This is a genomic window from Sphingomonas sp. KC8, from assembly GCF_002151445.1.
Taxonomy (GTDB): Bacteria; Pseudomonadota; Alphaproteobacteria; order Sphingomonadales; family Sphingomonadaceae; genus Sphingomonas_E.
This window is the reverse complement of sequence record NZ_CP016306.1, coordinates 2,294,151-2,318,672: the sequence shown is the minus strand read 5'-3', so window position 1 is coordinate 2,318,672 and position 24,522 is coordinate 2,294,151. Positions and strand designations below refer to the sequence as shown.

The window sequence follows — 24,522 nt, the reverse complement described above, 5'->3', positions numbered from 1 at the left end:
ATGACCGACTTCCTGCTCGAACTGCGTTCCGAAGAAATCCCCGCCCGGATGCAGGAAAAAGCCTGCGCCGATCTCGCCCGTCTGTTCGAAGGCGAACTGGCCAAGGCCGGGTTGAAGGCCACCGCCATCGATACCTACGCCACGCCGCGCCGTCTCGCGCTGATCGCGCGGGGCCTGCCGGCGGAAACAGCGGCGGTGAGCGAGGAACTGAAAGGCCCGCGCGCCGATGCGCCGCCGCAGGCGCTGGACGGCTTCCTCAAGAAAACCGGCCTTACCCGCGAACAATTGGTCGAACGCGCCGATGCCAAGGGCAATGCGATCCTGTTCGCGGTGATCGACAAGCCCGGCCGGGCCACCACGGCGGTACTGGCCGAAGCCATTCCGGCGATCGTCGCGGCTTTCCCCTGGCCCAAGTCGATGCGCTGGGGCACGGCGTCCGCCAGCACCGCATCGCTGCGCTGGGTGCGGCCGTTGCAGGGGATCATCGCTTTGTTCGGCGATGATGTGGTCGATTGCGAAGTCGATGGCATCCGTTCGGGTTCGGCTACGCTCGGCCATCGTTTCCACCATCCCGGCGCGATCACCATCGGCAATGCCGACGATTACGCCGCCAAGCTGCGCGCCTGCCACGTCATCCTTGACCCCAAGGAACGGCAGGCAATCATCCGTGACCGCGCCGCAGCCCTCGCCGCCGCAGCGGGGTTGACGGTTGTTCCCGATGAAGGGCTGGTTGCCGAAAATGCCGGCCTCACCGAATGGCCGGTGCCGTTGCTCGGCCATTTCGACCGCGATTTCCTCAGCGTCCCGCGCGAGGTGATCCAGCTGACCCTGCGCACCAACCAGAAATATTTCGTGCTGAACGATAGTGCGGGCCAGTTGGGCCCCGCCTTCATCTGCGTCGCCAATGTCGATGCCAAGGATCAGGGTGCGGCGATCACCGCCGGCAACGGCAAGGTGCTGGCCGCCCGGCTGTCCGACGCGCGCTTCTTCTGGGAACAGGACCTCAAAATCCCGCTCGCCGAAAGCGCAAAGAAGCTCGACCAGATCGTCTTCCACGAAAAGCTCGGCACCGTCGCGGACAAGGTCGATCGGGTCGCGAAGCTCGCGCGCTGGTTGGTGGAATCCAATATCGTCACCCCAGCGAAAGCTGGGGTCTCAGGCGAAGGCGCGCTCACCCAGCCGCACGCGATGCCAGCCTCCGCTGGCATGACGGAACTGGCCGACATGGCCGAACAGGCCGCCCGCCTCGCCAAGGCCGATCTCGTCACCGGCATGGTCGGGGAGTTCCCCGAATTGCAGGGCATCATGGGCGGCTATTACGCCCGTGCCGAAGGCCTGCCTGATGCCGTGGCCGATGCGATCCGCGACCATTACAAGCCGGTCGGCCAGGGCGATGATGTCCCCACCGTCCCGGTGACGGTGGCGGTGAGCTTGGCGGACAAGTTGGATAGCTTGCAGCAGTTCTTCGCCATTGGTGAAACGCCGACCGGATCGAAGGACCCGTTTGCGCTTCGCCGTTCCGCGCTCGGCGTGATCCGCTTGCTGACCGATAATGGTCTGCGCTTTGCGATTCCGGCAAACCTCCTCGACTTCTTCGCCGATCGCCTCAAGGTTCAGCAGAAGGAAGCGGGCATCCGTCACGATCTGATCGACGCGGTGTTTGCGCTCGGTGGCGAGGATGATCTCGTCCGGCTGCTTGCCCGGGTGAAGGCGTTGCAGGGCTTCGTCACATCCGAAGACGGCGCGAACCTGATCACCGGCTACAAGCGCGCGGCGAACATTCTGAAGAAGGAAGCGTTTGACGGCGAGGCGACCACGGCGCTGTCCTACGCGCCCGAACCGGAAGAAGCCGCCCTCATCGCCGCGCTCGACCTGGCCGAACCCAAGGCGGCTTCCGCCGTAGCCGCCGAGGATTTCGAAGGCGCGATGCAGGCGCTGGCGGGGCTGCGCGGTCCGATCGACGCCTTTTTCGACAAGGTGACGGTGAACGACGCCGACCCCGCCAAACGGACGGCGCGGCTGGGGCTGCTGTCGCGCATTCGCGCGGCGGTGCACGCGGTTGCGGATTTCTCGAAGATCGAAGGCTGAAGCGCGGCCGTCCGGGTGGGCAATCCGGGCTGGCTCAACAAGGGTGAGTGTTGATGACGCAGTATGTGTATCGCTTCGGCGGCGGCCTTTCGGATGGCGGCCAGGGCGACAAGAACCTCCTCGGCGGCAAGGGCGCCAATCTCGATGGCATGGCTTCGATTGGCCTGCCGGTGCCGCCGGGCTTCACCATCACGACCGCCATGTGCACCCGTTATTATGAAGACGGGCAGGTCTTTCCCGAAAGCCTGAAGGCCGAGGTCGCAAACGGCATCGCCCATATCGAAGGCGTGACCGGCAAAAAGTTCGGCGTGGCGGCCGATCCGCTGCTGGTGTCGGTCCGTTCGGGTGCGCGCGCATCGATGCCGGGGATGATGGATACCGTCCTCAACTTAGGGTTGAACGACGAAACCGTCGTCGGCCTCGCCGCGATTTCGGGTGACGATCGCTTCGCGTGGGACAGCTATCGCCGCTTCATCCAGATGTATTCGGATGTCGTCCTCGAACTCGATCATGGTGCCTTCGAAGAAGCGCTGGAGATCGCCAAGGAAGACAAGGGCTTCACCCTCGATACCGAAATGTCGGCCACCGATTGGCAGGCGCTGGTCGCCAAATATAAGGCGATCGTCGCGGATCAGTGGGGCAAGCCGTTCCCGCAGGACGTGCACGAACAGCTTTGGGGCGCTGTCGGCGCGGTGTTCGGATCGTGGCAGTCCGAACGCGCCAAGGTCTATCGCCGCTTGAACGATATCCCGGCCAGCTGGGGCACGGCCGTCAACGTGCAGGCGATGGTGTTCGGCAATATGGGCGACACATCGGCCACCGGCGTCGCCTTCACCCGCGATCCGTCGAAGGGCGACCGCGCTTATTATGGCGAATTCCTGATCAACGCGCAGGGTGAGGATGTCGTCGCCGGCATCCGTACGCCGCAATATCTGACGAAGGCCGCGCGCGAGGCTGCGGGCGCCAAGCCGCTGTCGATGGAAGAAGCGATGCCCGAAGTATATGGGCAGCTCGCCAAGGTGTTCGACCTGCTCGAAACCCATTATCGCGACATGCAGGATATCGAATTCACGGTCGAACGCGGCCATCTGTGGATGCTGCAGACCCGCGCGGGCAAACGCACCGCCAAGGCCGCGCTCAAGATTGCGGTCGACATGGCGAATGAAGGCCTGATCACGCGCGAAGAAGCCGTCGCCCGGGTCGATCCGGCCGCCCTCGATCAGTTGCTCCACCCGACGCTGGACCCGAACGCCCCGCGCGATGTGATCGCCAAGGGCCTGCCCGCCAGCCCCGGCGCGGCGAGCGGAATCGCCGTGTTCGACAGCGACACCGCCGAACATCGCGCCGAACTGGGCGATGCGGTGATCCTGGTGCGCACCGAAACCAGCCCCGAAGACATTCACGGCATGCACGCCGCCAAGGGCATCCTCACCGCGCGCGGCGGGATGACCAGCCACGCCGCCGTTGTCGCGCGCGGCATGGGCCGGCCGTGCGTATCGGGTGTCGGCAGCCTCGCGATCGATGCCAAGGCCAAATCGTTCCGCGTGGCCGGCCGCGAAGTGCGCGAAGGCGATATCATCACCATCGACGGATCGACCGGCGAAGTGATGGTGGGGTCGGTCGCGACCGTCGAACCCGAACTGGCCGGCGATTTCGGCGTGCTGATGGAATGGGCCGATAAGGTGCGCCGCCTGAAGGTGCGCGCCAATGCGGAAACCCCGCTCGATTGCAAGGTCGCGCGCGGCTTTGGCGCCGAAGGCATTGGTCTGTGCCGCACCGAACATATGTTCTTCGATGCCGCGCGGATCACCGCGGTCCGCCAGATGATCCTGGCCGAAGATGAAAAGGGCCGCCGCACCGCGCTCGATAAATTGCTGCCCGAACAGCGCGGCGATTTCGCCCAGATCTTCGAAATCATGGCCGGCCTGCCGGTGACGATCCGTCTGCTCGATCCGCCGCTGCATGAATTCCTGCCCCATGCGGAGGAGGAATTTAACGAGGTGGCCGAAGCCGCCGGCGTCGGTGTCGATGCGCTCAAGCGCCGCGCGGCCGAACTGCACGAATTCAACCCGATGCTCGGCCATCGCGGGTGCCGTCTGGGCGTCACTTACCCTGAAATCTACGAGATGCAGGCGCGCGCCATTTTCGAAGCCGCCGTCGAGGTCGCCGAAAAGAGCGGGGCTGCCCCGATCCCCGAAGTCATGGTCCCGCTCGTCGCCACCCGGCGCGAACTGGAACTGATGAAGGATGTGATCGATCGCACCGCCAAGGCGGTGTTCGCCGAAAAGGGCCGGACGATCGATTATCTGGTCGGCACGATGATCGAACTGCCGCGCGCGGCGTTGAAGGCGGGCGAGATTGCCGAGGTCGGCGAATTCTTCTCCTTCGGCACCAACGATCTGACGCAGACGACCCTGGGTGTCAGCCGTGACGATGCCGGCCGCTTCCTTACCACCTATGTCGACAAGGGCATTTATGCCCGCGATCCGTTCGTCAGCCTCGATGTCGAAGGCGTCGGCGAACTGATCGAAATTGCGGCGGAACGCGGGCGCAAGACGCGCCCGAACGTCAAGCTGGGCATTTGCGGCGAACATGGCGGCGATCCGGCGTCGATCGCCTTTTGCGAAACGATCGGCCTCGATTACGTCTCGGCCTCGCCCTATCGCGTGCCGATCGCCCGGCTGGCGGCGGCGCAGGCGGCGCTCAAAAAGGCCTGATCCAGGCGCTCGTCAGCCCTTCTTGCCCTCCCCCTCGAAAGGGAGGGGAGAAGAATGTCACCTTTGCCTGCGTTACCCGCGTGCACCGACAGAAAAACGCCGCGCCTTCATCGTTCCTTGTCGGGGGCGATGCGGGCGCGGCGTTCGTCGTTCCGGCGGATCGATGGGGGGGGATCAACCGGTCATCAGGTTGTCCGAGATCGAACAGGCCGCTGGGCCGAGGATGACGATGAACAGCACCGGCAGGATGAAGCAGATCAGCGGCACCGTCATGATCGCGGGCAGCCGTGCGGCCTTTTCCTCGGCGCGCATCATCCGTTCGTTGCGGAACTCGGCGGAAAGGACGCGCAGCGCCGATGCCAGCGGGGTGCCGTATTTCTCGGTCTGGATCATCGTCGTCACGACGCCGCGGATCGAATCGAGATCGACGCGGGTGGCGAGATTTTCGAAGGCGCTGCGGCGATCGGTGAGGAAGCCCAGTTCGATCGCGGTGAGCGCGAATTCATCGCCCAGTTCGGGATAGGCCTTGCCCAGTTCCTTGGCGACGCGGTGGAAGGCGGCGTCCACGGTCAGGCCGGCTTCGGCGCAGATCACCAGCAGGTCGAGCGCGTCGGGCAGGCCCTTGCGGATCGCCGCGGTGCGCTTGCCGACCTTGTTCTGCACATACAGGTCGGGTGCCTTGTAGCTCAGGATCAGCGCGCCCGCCGCGACGCCGAAGCGCTTGATCGGTGCCCAGTCGCCCAGCCAGCCAAAGGCATAGATGGCCAGCAGGACGCCACCGCCGAACACCACCGGCAGCACCAGCCGGCCGAAGATGATCGCGACCGCGGCATCCTTCGATCGGATGCCAGCCTGCATCAGTTTGATCTGCGCCTGCTTGAGCTGTTCGTCCTGCAACACCTTCAGCGAGTTCAGGAAACTGCGCATCCGGTCGGTGGTTTCGTTGGTCGCGTTCAGCCTGGCACGGCGCTTGCCGGTGGATGCGGTGATGCCGGCCTTCAGCTGTTCGCGTCGTTCGTTCAGCGCCTTGACGCGCTTGGCCATCGGATCGCGCACCGTGGTCGCGGCATAGATCGCGATCAGCAGCGCGAAGGTCGCCAGCGCGGCAAGCAACGTCCCGATGGTGTAGACGTCGATCCCCAGCAGTGTCGGGTTTTGCGTTTCCATGATGCCGGTTCCCGCCTTTTCCCGATCAGATTTCGAAATTGATCATCTGGCGCATGATGAACGCACCGATCGCCATCCACACCAGGCCGCCGCAACCGGCGATGATCAGCCGTTCGTCGGTGAAGAATTTGCCCATATATTCGAAGTTGATGTAGCTGATCAGCGCGAACACGATGAATGGTAGCGCACCGATGATATAGGCGGATGCCTTGGATTCCGACGACATCGCCTTGATCTTCAGCTTCATCTGCGCGCGCTTGCGCAGCACTTCGGCCAGGTTCGCCAGCGTTTCGGCCAGGTTGCCGCCGGTCTCGCGCTGGATCTGCAGGGTGATGGTGAAGAACTGGAATTCCGGCGTGCCCAGCCGGTCGGCGGTTTCCTGAAGGGCGGCGTCCATCGTCCGGCCGATCTTCATCTTGTCGGCAACCGCGCGGAATTCGACGCCCACCGGCCCCGGCACTTCGGATGCCACCACGCCCATCGTTTCGGAAATGGGCAGGCCTGACCGCAGGCCGCGGACGAGCAGTTCGATCGCATCGGGGAATTTGGCGGTGAACTGGGCCACGCGGCGGCCGATCTGCATGCCGATCAGCATGTGCGGAATGCCCAGGCCCAGTGCCAGCCCGACGAGCAAAGCGAGCAGCAGCGGCAGATCCTGGCTGGCGAGCACGGCTCCCACCAGCGCTGCGATGACGAGCGACGTCACCGCATATTTGCCGACGGTCCAGTTCTTGCCGGTCATGTCGAGCCGCTTCTGCAGCAGCGCCGGATTGGGAATGAAGCGGTTGAAGGCCAGGTCCAGCTTGGTTTCGCGCTGGGCGAGGATGCGCCGCATCTGCGCTTCGACGGCATTGGCGCCGCCTTTGTCGTGGCGGTCGCGCAATTGGGCGAGTCGCCGGGCCTGCGCCTTGTTGGACGACGGGCCTGAAAAGGCCGCGACGGCCAGCAGCAGCATGCCGGTGACGGCGGCGGCGAAGACGATGAGCTGGGTCGTCTCCATCGCGCTCAGCCCTGCTTCAGCTTCTTGCTGGGCAGGATCGCCTTGAAGTCACCCAGCTTGCCGAGCAGCGATTTGCCGCTGCTTTTGCCGGCTTCGGCCTCGCCGTCGACGATCGCCGACAGGCTCGCGGCGATTTCGGTCACCAGCGGACCGATCTTGGCGGTCTTGCCGACTTCGGCCAGCGGCTTGCCGAGCTTGGCGGCCTGGGCGGCGGTTTTCTGGTCGTATGGCAGGACGAAATCGACCTTGCGTTCGATCGACGCCTCGAAATCCTTGCGGCTGATTTCGGGCAGGCCCACGGCTGGCGTCCGGTTGGCGACGACGAACACGCGCGATTGCGGCGCGTTGGTCTTGAGCCAGGACAGGATGCGGATGGTGTCGCGGGTCGCGGCCAGCGTGAATTCCGCCACCACGACCACCGCCTGCACGTCGTGCACGAGGTGCGGGTGCTGGATCATCATGGCGCGCGGCAGATCGACGACGGTGCATTCGAACGCGCTGCGGATTTCTTCCTGCAACTGGTGGAATGCGGTCCCGTCCGAAAAGGCCGGCTGGTTGATCGGCGCTTCGGCCGAAAGCACCGCCAGCCTGTCATTGGCCCGCACCATGGCGCGTTCGATGAACAGCCCGTCGATGCGGCTGGGATTTTCGATCGCGTCGGTCAGGCCGCGTCCGGGTTCCAGATCAAGCGCGAGCGCGCCGGTGCCGAAATGGATGTCGAGATCCAGCAACGCCGTGGTGCGGCCGGATTTGTCGCCGAACAGCCAGGCGATGGACGATGCGATGGTCGACGCGCCCACCCCGCCGCGCACGCCGATCACGGCGGCCGAAAGGTGCGGGCGATCGACCGATTGTTCGCCGCCGCGCGGACCGGCCAGCGTCATCTGCGCATGGGCGAACGCGTCGCGCAGCTGATCGGGGTTGAACGGCTTCAGCAGATAATCCTGAATGCCCGACGCGACGAGGTCGCGGTACAGGCGGACATCGTTCACCTGGCCCGTGGCGATCACCACCGTTCCCGGTTCGCACACTTCGGCCAGCGAATTGATGTCGTTCAGCGGATCGCCGGATTCGGACATGTCGACGAACAGGATGCTCGGGCTGGCGGACACCGACAGCGTCTGGACGGCGTTGCGCAAGCCGCCCTTGTGCACCTTTTCGGGCGCCCAGCCGAGTTCGGCGACGACGACTTTGAGCAGTTCGGCGGTCGCGTCGTCGCAGACATAAGCCGTGAACGGATCGCGAAGCGCGCTTGCGCGCGAATGAAAGGGCGCGTTCATCAGTTGCCTTTCGCCGTCGATTCGGATTTCAGGGATCCACCGGCGCCGCTGGGGGCGGTATCGCGGTAGGACTTGATCGCCTTGGTCACGCTGCGCGCGTCGGATCCGCTGGCCTCCTGGCCGCGCACCAGATCTTCCGGATTGGCGATCATGGCCGCCAGGTTGGAATTTACCCCGCAGCCATAGTTCGACATCGTCGATCCGGCGAATTCGGGCTGCGACGGGCGGCTCCAATTGGGGCAATCGGGCACTTCGGCGGTGGTGCGGCTCACCACGACCCGCAGTGATCCGTCCGTCGGCGATCCGGGCGTCACGGGTTGCGCGGGGCTGAGCAGCAGGCCGTGATCGGCGACGATCGCGGCGATAGTGCTGCGCGCTTCTTCATGCCCATAAGGCGATGGATCGTCGATCGCGATGCGATCGCCATAGCGCAGGTTGAGCGCGTCAAACCACGCATCAAGCCGTTTGCCTTCGGGCGAAGCCGGCGAATAAAGGCCGGCGGCGTTGACGTCGATCACATAGTCGCTGCGGCTGACGACCGGCTGGTTGACCGATTCAAGCCCGCGGTTGACCGGGCCGCACGCGGCCAAAGCGAGGGTGGAGGCAAGAAGCCCGGTGGCGAGGAAGCGGCGCATGTCGATGCTCTCCATGGCGGGCGTCAGTTGAACGAGAAGCCGGGCGCGGGCGCCGGGCCTTTTGCGGGTGTGCTGCGCGTCGCCGACGTGGCGTCGGCGGCCGGGCTGCCGGCGATGCCGGGGGCAACGGTCACGGGCGGTGCAGCGGTCGGTCCGGGGCGGACGGCGCCGCTTTTGCCGCTGAAGCTCTGCCCGCCGATCACCCGTTCGAAATCGGTGGGGGATTTATAGCCGTCGGTTGGCAGGCGGGCCTGGCTCGCCGTCATCGGCTTCACCAGATAAGGGGTGACGATGATCACCAGTTCGCTTTCGCGGCGCTGGAACTTGTTCGATCGGAACAGCGAACCCAGGATCGGCAGGTCGCCCAGGAACGGGGCCTTGTCGACCGCGTTATTCTGGTTGTTCGAGAGCAGGCCGCCGATCATGAAGGCCTGACCCGAACCCAGTTCCACCGTCGTTTCGGCGCGGCGCGTGCTGAATCCGGGGATGTTGAAGCCCTGCAGCGTCACCGACCCGGCCGATGAAAGCTGGGACACTTCCGGCCGCACGCGCAACGAAATGCGGCCATCGGCCAGCACCGTCGGGGTGAACGCCAGGCTGACGCCATACTGCTTATATTCGACGGAAACCGTGCCCAGCGCCTGGCTGATCGGGATCGGTACTTCGCCGCCCGCCAGGAAGCTGGCGGTTTCGCCCGAAAGCGCGGTCAGGTTGGGGTTGGCCAGCGTCGTCACCAGCCCATCATTTTCGGCCAGGTCGAGTGCTGCGGCGATGTCGAGGCCGAACAGCTTGCCCGCCAGCCCGAGGTTGGTGCGTCCCGCGCCCTGACCCAGATTCTTGAGGTCGAACACGGTGGCGCCGTTGGGCAGGGTGGTGATCGTGCCGATGTTGCGGCCCTGTGCGATGCCGAACAGGAAGCCGCCGGTGGTGTCCTGCGACATCAGGTTGACGCCGACTTCCTTGATCAGTTCGCGGCTCACTTCGGCGATCTTCACCTGCAGGTTCACCTGCATCGGCGTCGCGGTCTTCAGCCGGCTGATCACCTGCGTTTCCTTGCCGACGAAGGCCTGCACAAGCTGCTGGGCTTCCTCGACGTCGCCGGGGGCGGCGACGGTGCCGGTCAGCAGCACCATGCCGTTCATCGGCGTCGCGGTGATCTGCGCTTCGGGCATCGCGATCTTCAGCATCTGGCCGACATTGCTGTAATTCGCGCCGACACGGACATTGGAGGAATAGACCACCTGCCCGGACTTGTTGGTGGCGTAGACCGTGGTTTCGCCCGCGCCCTTGCCGAAAATATAAAGCTGGGTGGGCGAACGCACCTGCACGTCGGCGATGGCGTCATTGGCGACGAACAGGTCGGTCATCGCGCTGTTGAGCTTCACCATCTGGCCGGTGCCGACGGAAAGCGTCACGCGATCCGATGGCGCGGTGGCGGCGGGCGCCGCCATGGCCGGTGCCCACTCGGCAGTCGTGATGCCGGCGGCAAGGCAGGCGGCAAGCGCCAGCCCCAGCGCATATTGGCTATTCTTGGTGATCCGCATCTTATTTCCCCCCCACGGGAACTTCGGTGATGGAATTGCCGCGTGCGATCCGCACGACCGGGCCAGCCGCGCTCGGTGCGTAGCTGGCGGCGGCCGGTGCACCCCCCGGTGCGCTGGTCGCGGCGCCCTTGGCGGGCACGCTGCGGCGCTGGTAGCGCGATACGTCGCCACCAACGGTGTAGGTGGTGTCGGTGTCGACCGGGCGGCTGGCGATGGCGAGCAGCATCTGCTTTTCCGCCTTGGGATCGGCATTGGCCGGCACGCTCACTTCGCCGGCGGCGATCGCGCGTTCCAGTTCGGACGTGTTGTCGGCGATCGAACGCAGCGATAGCGACAACTGGCCGATATTCTGCGCGACGGCGATTTTCTCGGCGATCTTGGGCGTCGCTTCCAGCGTCACGTTGGAAAAGGTGGCGACCACGGTCTTGCCGTCCTCACCCACCTGGTTGTCGGTGCGCTGGTCGGTGGCCAGCACGCGCAGGTTGCGGATGATCGTTTCCGAAACCTTCAGCGGCGGGCCGTCGCCACCGCCGGCAACATCCTGCGCCAGCACCAGATCGATTCGGTCGCCCGGAAAGACGAAGCCGGCGACACCCGATGATGTCGAAACCGATACGGTCACGGCGCGCATGCCCGGGCCAAGTGCGGCCGCCAGGAAACCACGATCGCCGGGCTTGACCAGCGACCCTTGCGTGATCGGTGCGCCGGCCGTCACCGCGACGCGCACGACGGTGCCGGTCAGCGCGGCAAGGTCGCTTTCGCCCTTGATGAAATAGGCCTTCTCGACAAGATCCTTCGGCCACGGCTGGTAGCGGAAGCTGTCGGGTTCGATGATCGTGCCGACGGGCAGGGCGCGGGTGGCGACCAGAACCTCCGGGCCGGTTGGCACCGGCGGCAAGGCGGCATTGGCCTGCGGCGCGGCGGTGCCGGTGAACATGCTTTTGGCCATGAAGGCCGAAACGCCTGCCAGGAGGAGGGCACCAATCAGCAGTGCCAGCTTCTTCACATCCATGACGCCAATGCCCCTTCGGCCTTATGCGGAATTGAACCTGCTATGCGGCAGGAGTGGTTAAAATATCGTTGGCCATCACCCACAGCGCCGCGGCGGATATCGCCACGCCATAGGGAATCTCCGGCTGGCCCCCGGCCTTGCGGGCGCGGTGGAGCGCGATCATGACGATCGTCAGCACCCCGCCGGCCAGCGCCATCACCACCAGCATCCGCATCAGGGGAAGTGGGGGTAGCCACAGCGCCAGCGCGCCCAGCAGCTTGACGTCGCCGCCGCCCATCATGCCCAGCGCGAAGCATCCGGCGAAAATGGCAAAGACAGCGGCTGCGATTCCCAGCTGGATCGCCATGTCGGGCCAGATGGTCAGGCCCTGCGCCAGCCACCACAGCGGTGCGGCGATCGCGATCGCGCCATTCAGCCAGTTGGGGATGGTGCGCGTGCGGATATCTCCCCACGCAGCGTAGAGCAGCGCTGCTGCCAGCGCGCCAAGGATGATAAGCCCCGCCGTCCCCATGATCGGTTCAGGGTAGACGCGGACCCTTGCCAAACCGTAACCAGCGCCGATGGATGTGGCCAAGGATATGGATCGGCGCGCCTGGCGGACAGTGCCTGCGGGAATGATCGTCGATGTGGCGCCGGCGGTGGACGGCTGGGCGCTGCGGGGATTCGATTGGGCGCCGCCGGCCGATGTGCCGGTGCGCGGCAGCCTGCTGTTTCAGGGCGGACGCGGTGATTTCATTGAAAAATACATCGAAGCGCTCACCCATTGGCACCATCGCGGCTGGCGGCTGACGGGGTTCGATTGGCGCGGTCAGGGCGGGTCGGGCCGGTTTCTCGATGATCCGGCCGTTGGCCATGCCGACAGCTTCGATCTGTGGCTTGATGATCTCGATGCGATGGTTGGCCGGTGGCTTGCCGAATCGCCGGGGCCGCATGTGCTGGCCGGTCATTCGATGGGCGGGCATCTGGTGTTGCGGTTGCTGGCGGAACGGCGGCCGGCGGTGGATGCGGCGGTGCTGGTTTCGCCGATGCTGGGTTTTTCGGCCGGGCCGCTGCCGGCGTGGGCGGTGCGGCTGATTGCCACCGCCGCCTGCCGGATCGGCCTTGCGGAACGTGCTGCATGGGGCGGCGGGCGCGGGCCGGAAGCGATGCCCGCGCATCGCGAACGCAATCTCACGCACAGTGCCGAACGCTATGCCGATGAATTATGGTGGCGGGCGCAGCATCCCGAACTGGCGGTCGGCGCGCCAAGCTGGGGCTGGTTGCGGGCCGGTGCCGAATCGATGGCGCGGCTGGCCGCACCCGGCGTGCTGGAAACCGTGCGGACGCCGCTGCTGATTTTGGGCACCCCGCATGACGGCCTGGTCGATTCGGCGGCGATCGTGCGGGCGGCGGGGCGGTTGCCGGGTGCGCGGTTGCGCATGTTCGACGATGGCGCGCACGAACTGTTGCGCGAAACCGATGCGGTGCGCCTGCCGGCGCTGGCCGCGATCGATGCTTTTCTGGACGAGGCACTGGGATGATCCGCACCGATATCGCGATCATCGGCGCGGGGATGGCCGGGGCGTCGCTCGCGGCCGAAATCGGTGCGGGCGCCCGTGTCGTGCTGATCGAGTCGGAAAGCCGGCCGGGCTATCATGCCACCGGTCGTTCGGCGGCCTTCTGGTCCGAAACCTATGGCGGGCCGGCGGTGCAGCCGCTGACCACGGCGTCCGGCGCCTGTCTGCGCGACGGGGGCTTCCTGCGCGCCCGCGGTGCGCTGCACATCGCCGATGCCGATGGGATCGCGGCGCTCGCGGCGATGCGGGCGGAGTTTGCGGGCAGTGGGGTGCCGCTCGATCCGGTCGATCGCGCAGGGCTGGAAGCGTTGCTGCCCGGATTGGCCCCGGCATGGACGCAAGGTCTGTCCGAACCGACCTGCGAGGATATTGATGTCGGGGGCCTCCACGCGCATTACCTCGCCGCCGCGCGCCGCGCCGGTGCGACCTTGCTGACGGATGCCGCTGTCACCGCGATCGCGCGCGCCGGGCCGGGATGGCGGCTGGAAACACGGGTCGGCACAGTCGAGGCGGCGGTCGTCGTCAATGCCGCCGGTGCGTGGGCGGGGGCGGTCGCTGCGCTGGCGGGGGCGATGCCGATCGCGATCACGCCCTATCGCCGCACGATGGTCCAGATCGCGGTCGATCCGGCCCCGCGCGATGATCTGCCGCTGGTGGTCGATGCGCTCGGCCGCTTCTATTTCAAGCCCGAAGCCGGCGGCCGGCTGTGGCTGTCGCCGCATGATGAGGCGCCGACGCCGCCATGCGATGCGGCACCCGAGGAACTGGATATCGCGATCGCGATCGACCGCTATGAACGGCTTGGCCTCGGCGTGGTGCGCGCCAAGGAACATGCGTGGGCGGGGCTGCGCAGTTTTGCGCCCGATCGCGCGCCGGTTTACGGGTTCGATGCCGCCGCGCCCGGTTTCTTCTGGTTCGCCGGGCAGGGCGGGTTCGGCATCCAGACGGCGCCTGCCGCCGCGATGCTGGGGGCAGCGCTCGTCACGGGCGGCGCGATGCCGGAGGCCGTCCGCGCGATCGATGTGGATCGCTACGCCCCCGGCCGCTTCGCCTGATCGTCAGGATTCGTCGACGACCTCCGCGCTCGCCGAGGCTTTCACATTTTCGATGCACTTGAGGGCGGATGCCCGGGAGGCATAGCCCTCGCTTGCCGTTGCCAGAATGTTGCCGTTGTTATGCACCAGCCGCCAGCGATATTCGCCAGCCTTATCCTTGTAGAGCGTGAACTTCACGGGATGTCCTCTCTCAAGACCGTTGCGGTGCCGGCACCATAACCCGCGGCCTGCAATCGTCAAAGGTTGCTTCGCGGCGCGGCTTCACCCACAGGATGGCGCAAGGGAGCGACGGTGCGATGACGATATTGGTCACGGGTGCGGCGGGGTTCATCGGCTTCCATGTCGCCGGCCGCCTTCTGGCGCGCGGGCAGGCCGTGATCGGCATCGACAATCTGAACGCTTATTATCCCGTCAGCCTGAAACGGGATCGCATCACGGATCTGCAGGCCCGATACGGCGATGCGTTCCGCTTCGTCGCCGTCGATTTCGCCGATGACGCAGCACTTGCGGCGGCGCTGGCGGGCATCGACATCACCGGCATCGTCCACCTCGGCGCGCAGGCGGGCGTGCGCTATTCGATCGAAAACCCCCGCGCTTATGCGCAGTCCAACCTCGTCGGCCACCTCAACCTGCTGGAAGTGGCGCGCGAACGCCCCGGCGTCCACCTCGTCTACGCATCGTCCTCGTCGGTTTATGGCGCGAACGACAGCCTGCCCTTCAGGGTCGAGGATCGGGTCGATCATCCGGTGTCGCTTTATGCTGCGACCAAGAAGGCGGATGAACTGATGAGCGAGGCCTACGCCCATCTCTACCGCATTCCGATGACTGGCCTGCGCTTCTTCACCGTCTATGGCCCATGGGGGCGGCCGGACATGGCGGCGTGGCTGTTCACCGATGCGATACTGGCGGGCCGGCCGATCCGGGTGTTCAACGGCGGCGATATGCGCCGCGATTTCACCTATATCGACGATATCGTCAGCGGCGTCCTTGCCTCGCTCGATCATCCGCCGGCCGATGACGGCGGGGAAAAGGCCGGCGGCAGCCGATCGCCGCACGCCATTTATAATATTGGCAATAACCGCTCCGAAGAACTCGGCCGGCTGATCGACCTGATCGAGGCGGCGTGCGGCCGCCCGGCCATCCGCGATTTCCAGCCGATGCAGGCCGGCGACGTCAAGGAAACCTATGCCGATATCTCGGCCATCCAGCGCGATCTGGGCTTTGCGCCGACCACGCCGATCGAAATCGGCATACCGCGTTTCGTCGATTGGTTCCGGGCCTATCATTCTGTGTGAATTGGGCCATCCATAAGCCGGGGATCGGGCCATCCGCGACTGCCCCCTTGCATTGCCCGGCGCGGGCCGGAACAAGGGCAGCAAATCAGGAGAGATGCACCCCATGACCGACGCTACCGCACTTGATCGCGCCGCCATCCGCGCGCTGGTGGAAACCTATACGATCGCGGGCGACGCTGGCGACGGCGATCGCTTCGCTTCGCTGTTCACCGATGATGCGGTGATCGTCACCCCGCACAATCGCATGGAAGGGATCGAAAGCATCCGGTCGATTCCGGGCATGCTCGGCCAGATGTTCGCGCGCACCTTGCATCAGGTGCTGTCGCAGGACGTCACCGTCACCGGCGATACCGCGACCGGCGAAACCAAAAGCTACGCCAACCATATCACGGTGAACGCCGATGGCACCGCCACCAATGATATGTGGTCGATCCGCTATCAGGATGTGTTCCGTCGCGAAGGCGGCATGTGGAAGATCGCGTCGCGTACCCTGCTGCTCGACTGGACCGAACTGAAAGCCGTGAAGCCCGGCAACGGCATCACCGGCTGATCCGGCCACCTGCGCGGCCAGGGCCATATTTGCAGATCGGGCCATTGCTTTTGCAGGGCCTGACTCTGCGCTTTTCCGCAAGACGGCGGTGAAATACGATTAAATCAGCATTACGAGTGGAAATCTCGCCATAAGATTACGCAAAAGGCGCGATACGGCAGACCATTAGGGAGAGGCGGCATGGGCATTCTCGAAGGGCGCGTGGCGATCGTCACCGGCGCGGGGCAGGGCGTTGGCCAGGGGATCGCGCTGGAACTGGCGCGCGAGGGGGCTGCCGTCGCGGTCACCGGCCGCACCGAAGCCAAATTGCACGATACGGTGGCGAAAATTCAGGCGATTGGCGGCACGGCGCTGCCGATCCAGGGCGACGTGAAGAACCCGGCCGATATCGCCCGCATCGTCGATGCCACGGTGCGCGATCTGGGCGGCGTGGATATCCTCGTCAACAATGCGCAGGAAGTGTTCCTGGGGCCACTGCTCGATCAGAGCGACGAGGGGTTCGAGGCCGGTTTCCAGTCCGGCCCGCTCGCCACCTTCCGCTTCATGAAGGCGGCGCACCCCTATCTGAAGGCCTCGGGGCGCGGCGCGATCGTCAATCTGGCCACCGCCGCCGCTGTCCGCTGGGATATGTCGAGTTACGGCACCTATGCCGCGGTCAAGCAGGCGATCCGCTCGCTCACCCGCGCGGCGGCGGCCGAATGGGGGCCGGATAATATTCGCGTCAACGCGGTCGCTCCCTTCGCTTTGTCGCCCGCATTGGAAGGCTGGGAACGCGATCGGCCGGAAGAAGCTGCTGAATTCAAGAAAACGGTTCCGCTTGGCCGCATCGGCGATTGCGCGGCGGATATCGGCCGCGCAGTCGTGTTCCTGTGCGGTGATGACGCCCGCTATGTCACCGGCATGACGATGCCGCTCGACGGCGGCCAGGCCAATTTTGACTGATCGGGGATTGGAATCATGAAATTCTGGCTCGTGCTGATGGGCGTGGCGGAGGTCGACCAGCTGGTCGCGCTTTCCCAGCATGCCGAAGATTGCGGCTTTCACGGCGTCACGGTGGCCGATCACCTTGTGATGCCGGCCAAATTCACCACCAAATATCCCTATTCGGAAGGTGGCGAATGGTTCTGGCCGGTGGAAACGCCCTGGCCCGATCCGTGGGTCACGCTCGGTGTGATCGGCGGCGCGACCAAGCATATCAAGCTTGCCACCAACATCTATCTGGCCGCGTTGCGCGATCCGTTCACTGCCGCGCGCGCGATTTCGGCGGTCGATGCCTTTGCGCCGGGCCGCGCGATCTGCGGCGTTTCGGCCGGCTGGCTGAAGGAAGAATATGATGCGGTTGGCGTGCCGTTCGAAACGCGCGGCAAGCGGCTGGACGAACTGATCGCGGTGATGCGCAAGCTGTGGACCGGCGATGCCGTCAGCTATCAGGGCGAAATCTTCAACTTCAACGATGTGCTGATGCGCCCGGCCCCCGCCAATCCCATTCCCATATTGTGCGGTGGATCGGCCGCCCCCGCGCTGCGCCGCGCCGCGCGCAACGATGGCTGGCTGGGCCTGCCGATGACGGTGGCGGATAATGTCGCGATCGTCGAACGGATGCTCGACATGCGGGTCGAACAGGGCCTGCCGCGCACGGGCTTCACGCCCGTCCTGTCGCTGGCCGAACCGCTGACGATGGATGCCATTTCCCGGCTGGATGCGGTTGGCGGCCATCTGTCCGCCATGCCGTGGCTGCCGACGCCGTGGGATGTCGAACGCTTCACCGATGATGGCGCCGATTTCAGCCAGCTGCAGGTCAAGAAAGACGCGATCAGCCGTTACGCCGATCGGATCATCGCCAAGGCCGGCTGACGGCCACACGAAATTTCAGGAGACAAGATATGAGCAAGGATTTCCCCGAAGGCGCAGTGATGGTGTTCGGCGGCAGCGGTGGCATTGGCCAGGGCGTCGCGATCGAATTTGCCAAGTCCGGCACGGCCGTCGCCATTTGCTACCGTTCCAAGCAGGACGTGGCCGAAAAGACCGCCGAAACGATCCGTGGCTATGGTGTGAAGGCGTCGATCCATCAGGTCGACGTGCGCGATAAGGCGCAGGTTGCCGCCGCCGTCGCCGCGGCTGCTGCCGAACATGGCCGCGTGCACACGATGGTGTGGGGGGCCGGCCCGCTCGTGCCGCAGATCCACATCGCTGAATGGACCGCCGAAAATTATCGCAACGCGATCGACGTCGAAGTGATCGGTTTCTTCACCGCGTCGCAGGTGTTGATCGAACATTTCCGTAGCAACGGCGGCGGCTCGTTCGTCCATCTCGGCTCGGCCGGGCATGATTGGTGGCCGGCGATGGACGGCCTTTCGGTCGCGCCCAAGGCCGCGAACGAAGCCCTCATCAAGGGCATCGCCAAGGAAGAAGGCAAGTATGAGATCCGCGCCAATTCGGTGCTGGTCGGCGTGATCGACGCGGGCATGTTCCACGAACTCACCAAGCAGGGTGTGTTCGATGATGCGTGGGTCAAGGAAACGCACAAGCTGCTCGCGCTCAAGCGTTGGGGCCAGCCCGAAGATATCGGCCAGGCGGCCGTGTTCTTCGCGTCCAGCCGCGCGAAATATGTAACGGGCCAGACGATTTCGGTCTCCGGCGGCTTCGGGGTCTGATCGCATGGCATTGGCGGCGAAGGCAGAAACGCTTGGGGTTGATGTCGAGGATCCGTTGATCCTCGACGATGTTTCGGCGCACCCCTGGGATGAAGAGGCTGGCCTTGTGGTCGTCGGCCTGGGGGGCGCGGGCGTTGCCGCTGCGGTGGAAGCGCTGGAACGCGGCGTTTCGGTCATCGCCGTCGATCGCTTTGAAGGGGGCGGGTCGACCGCCGCCAACGGTGGCATCTTTTATGCCGGCGGCGGCACCGTCATCCAGAAGGAAGCCGGTGAGGATGACAGCCCCGAGGAGATGTATAAATATCTCCGCATGGAAGCGGGCGACGTCGTCGCCGACAGCACGTTGCGCAAGTTCGTCGATGAAAGTGTCGGCACGGTCGACTGGATTCTCCATCACGGGGCCAAACTGAACAGCGCGGTGTGGAAGAAAAAGGCCAGCTATCCGCCGCTCGATCGCTTCCTCTATCACCCCGATAATTCGCTGGTCGCGCGTTACCGCAAGGTCGCCAAGCCGGCCGCGCGCGGCCACCGGGCGCACATCTCCAACGGCAAGAAGGCGTGGGGTGTCGGCATCGGCATCTATAATCCGCTGCGCGATTCGGCGCTGAAGCTCGGCCTCACCTTCCACCGCATGACCGAAGCGCGCCAGCTCGTCATCGATGGGGCGGGGCGGGTCGTCGGGGTCAAGGTGCTGTCGATCCCGGCGGGGTCGCAGGCCGCGCAGGATTTCTCCAAATATATTGCGCGCGCCAATCATTTTCTGGCGATGCTGCCGCCATCGCTGCCGTTCGCGTCGATCACCATCGGCATCGGCAATCATTATCTCAAAAAAGCGATGAAGATCGAGGCGAGTGCGCGCCAAACGCGCTGGATTCGCGCACGCGAAGGCGTTTTGCTGTCCACCGGCGGGTTCATCATGAATCCCAAGATGGTTCAGCATTATGCCCCCGCTTATGCCGCCGGCATGCCCAATGGCACGCTCGGCGATCAGGGGGCCGGCATCGTCATGGGGATGACGGCGGGCGGCTCAACCGCCTTGATGAACAAGATTTCCGCCTGGCGCTTCATCAATCCGCCCAAGGCCTGGTCGGATGCGATCGTCGTCAACGGCAAGGGTGAGCGTTTCGTTGACGAAACGGTATATGGCGCCACGCTCGGCGAACATATGGTCGATCATAATGGTGGCATCGGCTGGCTGATCTACGACGCAAGTGCCCGTAAAAAGGCGTTTAAACAGGCATTCGACCCGATATTGGTGCCGTTCCAGCGCGACGTTACGCTTCTCAACCTGACGTTCAACTACAAGAAAGCCCCCACGATCGACGCGCTGGCCGATCGCATCGGTCTCGACAAAGCGACGATCCACGCCACCATCGCCGCCTACAACCGCGCGGCGCGGGGCGAAGAACCCGATCGCTTCGAAAAGGAGCCGGACGACATGCAGCCGATCGAGCAGGGACCGTTCTACGCGATGGACATTTCCCTTGCGAGCCGCTTCCTGCCGTTGCCCGTCATCACCTTCGGCGGCCTGCGCGTCGAAGAAAATACCGGCCAGGTGCTCGATGCCGCTGGCAAGCCGATTGCGGGCCTTTATGCTGCCGGCCGCACCGCCGTCGGCATCGCCTCGCAGACCTATGTGTCCGGCCTGTCTTATGCCGATTGCGTATTTTCCGGCCGCCGCGCGGCGCGCCATGTTGCAAAGGCGAATGTTTGATGACCAGCAAGTCCGCAGTTCGCGTTAGCCTTGGTCTGATCGGCCTCGAAACCCTGTTCGGCGGCGACATCCGCGCGGCGGTGAACTGGCTCAAGGTGGCCGAAGATCTCGGCATCGACGGCGTGACGCTCACCGATCACGTCGTGATGGGCGAGGCGCTGGACAAATATCCCTATGGCCCATTCCCAATGCCGCTCGATTGGCCGTGGTGGGAACCGATCACTCTGCTGTCGGCCATTGCCCAGGCGACCACGCGGCTGCGCCTGCAAACGGCGGTGCTGATCTCGCCGCTGCGCCCTGCCGTGCTGCTCGCCAAACAACTCGCTACGCTCGACGTCCTGTCGGGCGGCCGCGTGTCGATCGGCCTCGGCGTCGGCTGGCAGCGCGAGGAATATGAAGCGAGCGGCGTTCCGTGGGAAGGTCGTTTCGGGCTGATGATCGAACAGATCGAAATCTGTCGCGCGCTCTGGCGTGATGCGCCGGCCGCCCATCATGGCAAGACGGTCAATTTCGATCGAATCCACAGCCGGCCCTTCCCGGTGCAGGGGGATCGCCTGCCGATCATGCTGGGGATCGCCCCCAATGAACGCAACGTCGCGCGGATCGCCGACCATGCCGATGGCTGGCTGCCGATCCAGGCCGACGTGCCGAGCATCGCCGACGGGATCGCCCGGCTACGCGAAGCCTTCGCTGCGCGCGGCCGCGATCCGTCCAGCCTGATGGTCCGTGCCGTTCCGCGCGCGGCCAAGGGGGATGATGGCAAGCTTGATATCGCCCGTACGCTCGACAACGCCCATGCCATGATCGAGGCCGGGGTGACGGAGATCGAACTGTTCCCGTTGCATTTCGCCAAGGATCGCGCGGGCGCGGAAGCGCTCGCCGAAAAACTGGCTGCTTTCAAGGCATCTACCACAGACTGACCGGTAACGCATCAACCCCCTTCCCACAGGCCGCTCGCTCGCTATAAGGGCGCCGCTCGCATCCTGCTGGGGCGTCGCCAAGCGGTAAGGCACCGGTTTTTGGTACCGGCATTCGCAGGTTCGAATCCTGCCGCCCCAGCCAGAATTAGAAAATCCGTACGAAATAGCGGATTTGCGGAAAGATCCCCGCCGCACAGGATCGATTGGCGCGATATCGGTGGCTTGATTACCAATGCGGATACAAGGGCCGATCGGGATTTGCGCACCCGCAACGACGGCCACAGGCTCGCGATCGCAGCGCGTTCCTCGCGGATCAGATGGCCCGGCGCGAACTTGGGTTTACGCATAACGGGATACGACGACTGGCGACACGGGCGAGCTGTCCTGCCGCCATCGCCAGTGCCGCCTAAGAAGCCGTCAAGACTTAGCTATCGATGGTTCCTTCGACATACGCGGACCTGCAAACTCAAAGCACGCGCAGATTGTACGGCCCCCAGTACGCATCCATCGACACGATCAGGCCATCATCGTCGAAGACCATGACGTCGAGCGTGTCGCTGCGGAAACGCTGCCCATTATTGATCGCTTCCACCACGAACGCCGCTGCGCCGTGCCGCCCGGCCACACGAACCATACCTTCAAGCTGCATGTCCATCCGGCCCATCGCGTCGAACGCGCCCTGATACCATGCGCGGATCGCGTCGCGCCCCTGGACGCCCGGGCCGGTGACCGGATCGCGCACCACCGCGTCGGCCGTATAAAGCGCGACGATACCCTCGGCATCACCGGCGGTGAACAACTCAGCATAGCGCTGGAATATGGTGGCGATATGGGCGGCCGATGGCCCCTCGTCTGAGCCGGCGAGCATCGACTGGGTGATTTCGGGCAGTTCCATCGTATCGGCCATCGATTTTCCTTCGTGGTTGGTTTTCTGGGGGCGTCACGCAATGGCGCGCCAGGGTCTTCTGGCGCGCGGACGCGGTCCCTTGCTCAGGCGTGCTTGGCGAAGTCCCCGGACGTTGCCGCGTTGATCGCATCCGCCGTCTGCGCGGCGTCGCGTATGGCGCCTTCAATATAGCTGACGCCGGTGGCATCGCCGATGGCGTGGACGGCGAAACCTTCTGCTTTCAACTGATCGGCGAGCGCCAAATCTCCGGACGCGCCCTTGGCGACGATCACATGATCGGCCGGGATCGCGTGGGCTGCCCCCGACGGGCTAGCAAAGTGCACCGCATCCTGATCGATCCGGATGTCAGTGGCCCCCGTATGAAGCGCGACGCCATGTTCCTTGAGTTCAGCCAGCAGACGCATGCGGCGGACCACCATGAGCCCCTTGCCGAAGCGCTGTGTTTCGTCGACGACCGTCACGGCACGACCTCGCTCGGAAAGAAATTCGGCAAGCTCCAGGCCGACCAGTTCGCCACCGATGATGACCACCCGTTTGCCGAGCGGCATCCACTGATGGGTGGCCTTGCGGACGAAATCGAGGTTGGCGGTTACACCCGTAGCCGCTCCCAATTTGGTGGCCAGCCGCGTCATCACCCCGGTCTTGCGCACGAGTTCCGACGAAGTCTCGCCGAGCATCATCCGGCGCATGTCGTCGCCCGAGAAGACATGTGGCAGGTCATTGCCCGGAATGGCGGGCATGCCGCGCACCGCGCCGGTGGCGACCACCACGACATCAGGCTGCAGCGAGCGTAGAAGTTCAGGGCTGGCCGTCGTCCCCAGACGCACGTCAACGCCCGATTTCTCGATCTGACGCCGCAGCCAGTCGAGCAGGCGCTCATTGGCCGCATAGGCCAGCGAGGCGAAGCGCAGCGTACCGCCCAGCCGGTCACTCTTTTCCAGCAGCACGACCTGGTGCCCGCCAGCATCAAGCCTGCGGGCTGATTCCATGCCACCGGGTCCGCCGCCGATCACCACCACGCGTTTGCGTTCGGCGCCTTGCGACTGCGCGGGTGCCGCGAACTCAAACCCGGTGCGAGGGTTGACCGCGCAGCGGGTCGGTTCGCGCAGATAAGCTGTGCTGACGCAGGTATAGCAGTAGATGCAGGGCCGCACGTCGTCTGACTGCCCTTCGGCCAGTTTGCGGGGCAGATGCGGGTCGGCCAGCAGCTTGCGCCCCATGGCGAGGAAATCGAATGCGCCTTCGCGAATCCTGGCATCGGCCACCTCCGGCTCGACGCGACCGGAAGCGATGATGGGAATGTTGACTGCAGCCTTGATCTGCGCGGCATAGGACAGATTAAAATTCGGCTCGTGCGGTATGTTCGATCCAGAGTGCAGCTTGGCCTGCCCGACATCGTGATAAGCGGTGACCGTGATCGCATCGACGCCGGCGGATTCGACCATCCGCGCCGCGCGGATGGCATCCTCGATGACGATTCCGCCGACCTTGCCGATTTCACGCGAGTCCAGCTTGCACCACACCGGGAAATCGGCGCCAACGGCTGCCCGGATCGCAGCGATCACTTCGATCAGGAAACGAATGCGGTTTTCAAGCGGACCGCCATATTCATCGGTGCGCTTGTTCGTTTTGGGCGAAATGAAGGACGACAGCAGATATCCATGCCCGCTGTGAATCTCGATGGCATCGAAACCGGCGGCCTTAGCGCGGGCAGCGGCCTCACCGAACTGACGGACGGCGGCGGCGATGTCGTTCTTGTCCAATACCTTGACCGTCGGCATCACCGCGCCGGCGAAGGCCGCCATTTCCTCGGGCAAGAAATAGTCGCCGAAGTCGCCGGTCACCGGATCGGGAATCGACGGCGCCCAGAGCGGATGGCCGTCCTGCGCCGAATAGCCAGCGACGAGCCCGCCATGATGAAGTTGGGCGGCGATCTTGGTGCCATGCGCATGAACGGCGTCGGTCAATCGGCGCAGGCCGGGAAGGAAGCGGTCGTCCGAGAGCGCCGTCTGGTTCGGTTGGACGGCGCCCACCGGCCAGGCGACGCCGGTGACACCGGTGATGATCAAAGCCGCGCCGCCCTTGGCCTGTTCGGAATGGTAGGCGATCAGCCGGTCGCCGCAGGTGCCGTCGGCCTCCGACAGGCTGACCCCCATTGCGGTGACGACGATCCGGTTGGCCAGCGCCATCCGCCCGATGCTGCCCGGCGAAAGCAGGTGTGCGAGACTTGAGCCCATATTCAGATTCCTCTCTCCGGCAGTTCTGCGCCTGCTTTGCCCACCCTGACGGCGATCTTGCCGCGTCATTGAGTATACACATTGTATCGTCAGTTTAGAAAGCGCAGGCAGAGTATTGTCAAGGCGCTGCGGGTGCCTTGCGCCGAACCGCAAGTTGGGCATAGCCGAAGCATGGCATCCATATCTCTCAC

21 protein-coding genes and 1 tRNA gene are annotated in these 24,522 nt (G+C 64.8%); 12 read left to right on the top strand and 10 right to left on the bottom strand.

Translation table 11 applies throughout. From position 1 onward, the window contains the following. The gene (gene glyS, locus KC8_RS10970; protein WP_010126189.1) at window positions 1-2,088 is read left to right on the top strand and encodes a glycine--tRNA ligase subunit beta; all 2,088 of its coding nucleotides are present in this window, start codon (window positions 1-3) and stop codon (window positions 2,086-2,088) included. A 53-nt stretch (window positions 2,089-2,141) separates the two neighbouring features. Beyond that, window positions 2,142-4,805 carry a pyruvate, phosphate dikinase gene (gene ppdK / locus KC8_RS10965; protein WP_010126188.1) on the top strand — a complete coding sequence of 888 codons (2,664 nt, stop codon included), beginning with the start codon at window positions 2,142-2,144 and terminating at the stop codon, window positions 4,803-4,805. A gap of 174 nt (window positions 4,806-4,979) precedes the next feature. Here ppdK and KC8_RS10960 read toward each other — a convergent pair whose 3' ends face one another. Genes KC8_RS10960 through KC8_RS10930 form a run of 7 tightly spaced genes read right to left on the bottom strand, consistent with a single transcriptional unit; the run spans window position 4,980 to window position 11,954 of the window. Continuing rightward, entirely contained in the window at window positions 4,980-5,972 is a 993-nt protein-coding gene (locus KC8_RS10960; RefSeq protein WP_010126187.1) for a type II secretion system F family protein, read from the bottom strand. A 25-nt stretch (window positions 5,973-5,997) separates the two neighbouring features. Next, a complete protein-coding gene (locus KC8_RS10955; protein WP_010126186.1) occupies window positions 5,998-6,972 on the bottom strand; it encodes a type II secretion system F family protein in 975 nt (324 codons plus the stop codon). 5 nt (window positions 6,973-6,977) lie between these two features. Then, window positions 6,978-8,252 (bottom strand): pilus assembly protein CpaE, encoded by a 1,275-nt coding sequence (locus KC8_RS10950; protein WP_010126185.1) that lies wholly within the window; start codon window positions 8,250-8,252, stop codon window positions 6,978-6,980. After that, a complete protein-coding gene (locus KC8_RS10945; RefSeq protein WP_010126184.1) occupies window positions 8,252-8,902 on the bottom strand; it encodes a CpaD family pilus assembly protein in 651 nt (216 codons plus the stop codon). The genes KC8_RS10950 and KC8_RS10945 overlap by 1 nt, the downstream gene beginning before the upstream one ends. Window positions 8,903-8,910: 8 nt before the next feature. Further along, complete coding sequence (locus tag KC8_RS10940; RefSeq protein WP_010126182.1) at window positions 8,911-10,431, bottom strand: type II and III secretion system protein family protein; 1,521 nt, start codon at window positions 10,429-10,431, stop codon at window positions 8,911-8,913. A 1-nt stretch (window position 10,432) separates the two neighbouring features. Next, window positions 10,433-11,443: a Flp pilus assembly protein CpaB gene (gene cpaB, locus KC8_RS10935; RefSeq protein ID WP_010126181.1), complete on the bottom strand. Its 1,011-nt coding sequence runs from the start codon at window positions 11,441-11,443 to the stop codon at window positions 10,433-10,435. 40 nt (window positions 11,444-11,483) lie between these two features. Further along, entirely contained in the window at window positions 11,484-11,954 is a 471-nt protein-coding gene (locus tag KC8_RS10930) for an A24 family peptidase (protein ID WP_010126180.1), read from the bottom strand. 49 nt (window positions 11,955-12,003) lie between these two features. Here KC8_RS10930 and KC8_RS10925 point away from each other — a divergent pair, with 49 nt between their 5' ends. Then, entirely contained in the window at window positions 12,004-12,963 is a 960-nt protein-coding gene (locus tag KC8_RS10925) for an alpha/beta fold hydrolase (protein WP_010126179.1), read from the top strand. Further along, window positions 12,960-14,054, top strand: coding sequence for an NAD(P)/FAD-dependent oxidoreductase (locus tag KC8_RS10920; protein ID WP_010126178.1), 1,095 nt, complete (start codon window positions 12,960-12,962; stop codon window positions 14,052-14,054). The genes KC8_RS10925 and KC8_RS10920 overlap by 4 nt, the downstream gene beginning before the upstream one ends. 3 nt (window positions 14,055-14,057) lie before the next feature. Here KC8_RS10920 and KC8_RS10915 read toward each other — a convergent pair whose 3' ends face one another. Further along, the gene (locus KC8_RS10915; protein ID WP_010126177.1) at window positions 14,058-14,231 is read right to left on the bottom strand and encodes a YegP family protein; all 174 of its coding nucleotides are present in this window, start codon (window positions 14,229-14,231) and stop codon (window positions 14,058-14,060) included. Between the two features lie 119 nt (window positions 14,232-14,350). Between KC8_RS10915 and KC8_RS10910 the strand changes: the two genes are divergently transcribed. From KC8_RS10910 to KC8_RS10875, 8 genes are all read left to right on the top strand, one after another. Next, complete coding sequence (locus KC8_RS10910; protein ID WP_010126176.1) at window positions 14,351-15,349, top strand: NAD-dependent epimerase/dehydratase family protein; 999 nt, start codon at window positions 14,351-14,353, stop codon at window positions 15,347-15,349. 103 nt (window positions 15,350-15,452) lie between these two features. Next, window positions 15,453-15,899, top strand: a complete 447-nt coding sequence (locus KC8_RS10905; protein ID WP_010126174.1) for a nuclear transport factor 2 family protein — start codon at window positions 15,453-15,455, stop codon at window positions 15,897-15,899. Between the two features lie 180 nt (window positions 15,900-16,079). Then, window positions 16,080-16,841: an SDR family NAD(P)-dependent oxidoreductase gene (locus KC8_RS10900; protein ID WP_010126173.1), complete on the top strand. Its 762-nt coding sequence runs from the start codon at window positions 16,080-16,082 to the stop codon at window positions 16,839-16,841. A 15-nt stretch (window positions 16,842-16,856) separates the two neighbouring features. Then, the gene (locus KC8_RS10895; RefSeq protein ID WP_010126172.1) at window positions 16,857-17,753 is read left to right on the top strand and encodes a TIGR03619 family F420-dependent LLM class oxidoreductase; all 897 of its coding nucleotides are present in this window, start codon (window positions 16,857-16,859) and stop codon (window positions 17,751-17,753) included. A 29-nt stretch (window positions 17,754-17,782) separates the two neighbouring features. Then, window positions 17,783-18,553: an SDR family NAD(P)-dependent oxidoreductase gene (locus KC8_RS10890; protein WP_010126171.1), complete on the top strand. Its 771-nt coding sequence runs from the start codon at window positions 17,783-17,785 to the stop codon at window positions 18,551-18,553. Window positions 18,554-18,557: 4 nt separating this feature from the next. Continuing rightward, entirely contained in the window at window positions 18,558-20,267 is a 1,710-nt protein-coding gene (locus KC8_RS10885) for an FAD-binding protein (protein WP_029624624.1), read from the top strand. Beyond that, complete coding sequence (locus KC8_RS10880; RefSeq protein ID WP_010126168.1) at window positions 20,267-21,187, top strand: TIGR03619 family F420-dependent LLM class oxidoreductase; 921 nt, start codon at window positions 20,267-20,269, stop codon at window positions 21,185-21,187. Before KC8_RS10885 ends, KC8_RS10880 begins: the two co-directional genes overlap by 1 nt. 67 nt (window positions 21,188-21,254) lie before the next feature. Then, window positions 21,255-21,329: transfer RNA gene (locus KC8_RS10875), tRNA-Gln, on the top strand. A gap of 324 nt (window positions 21,330-21,653) precedes the next feature. On the opposite strand, the gene KC8_RS10870 is transcribed toward KC8_RS10875, so the two are convergent. Then, the gene (locus KC8_RS10870; RefSeq protein WP_010126167.1) at window positions 21,654-22,094 is read right to left on the bottom strand and encodes a nuclear transport factor 2 family protein; all 441 of its coding nucleotides are present in this window, start codon (window positions 22,092-22,094) and stop codon (window positions 21,654-21,656) included. 83 nt (window positions 22,095-22,177) lie between these two features. Continuing rightward, entirely contained in the window at window positions 22,178-24,331 is a 2,154-nt protein-coding gene (locus KC8_RS10865; RefSeq protein ID WP_029624622.1) for an oxidoreductase, read from the bottom strand. Window positions 24,332-24,522: the final 191 nt, after the last annotated feature.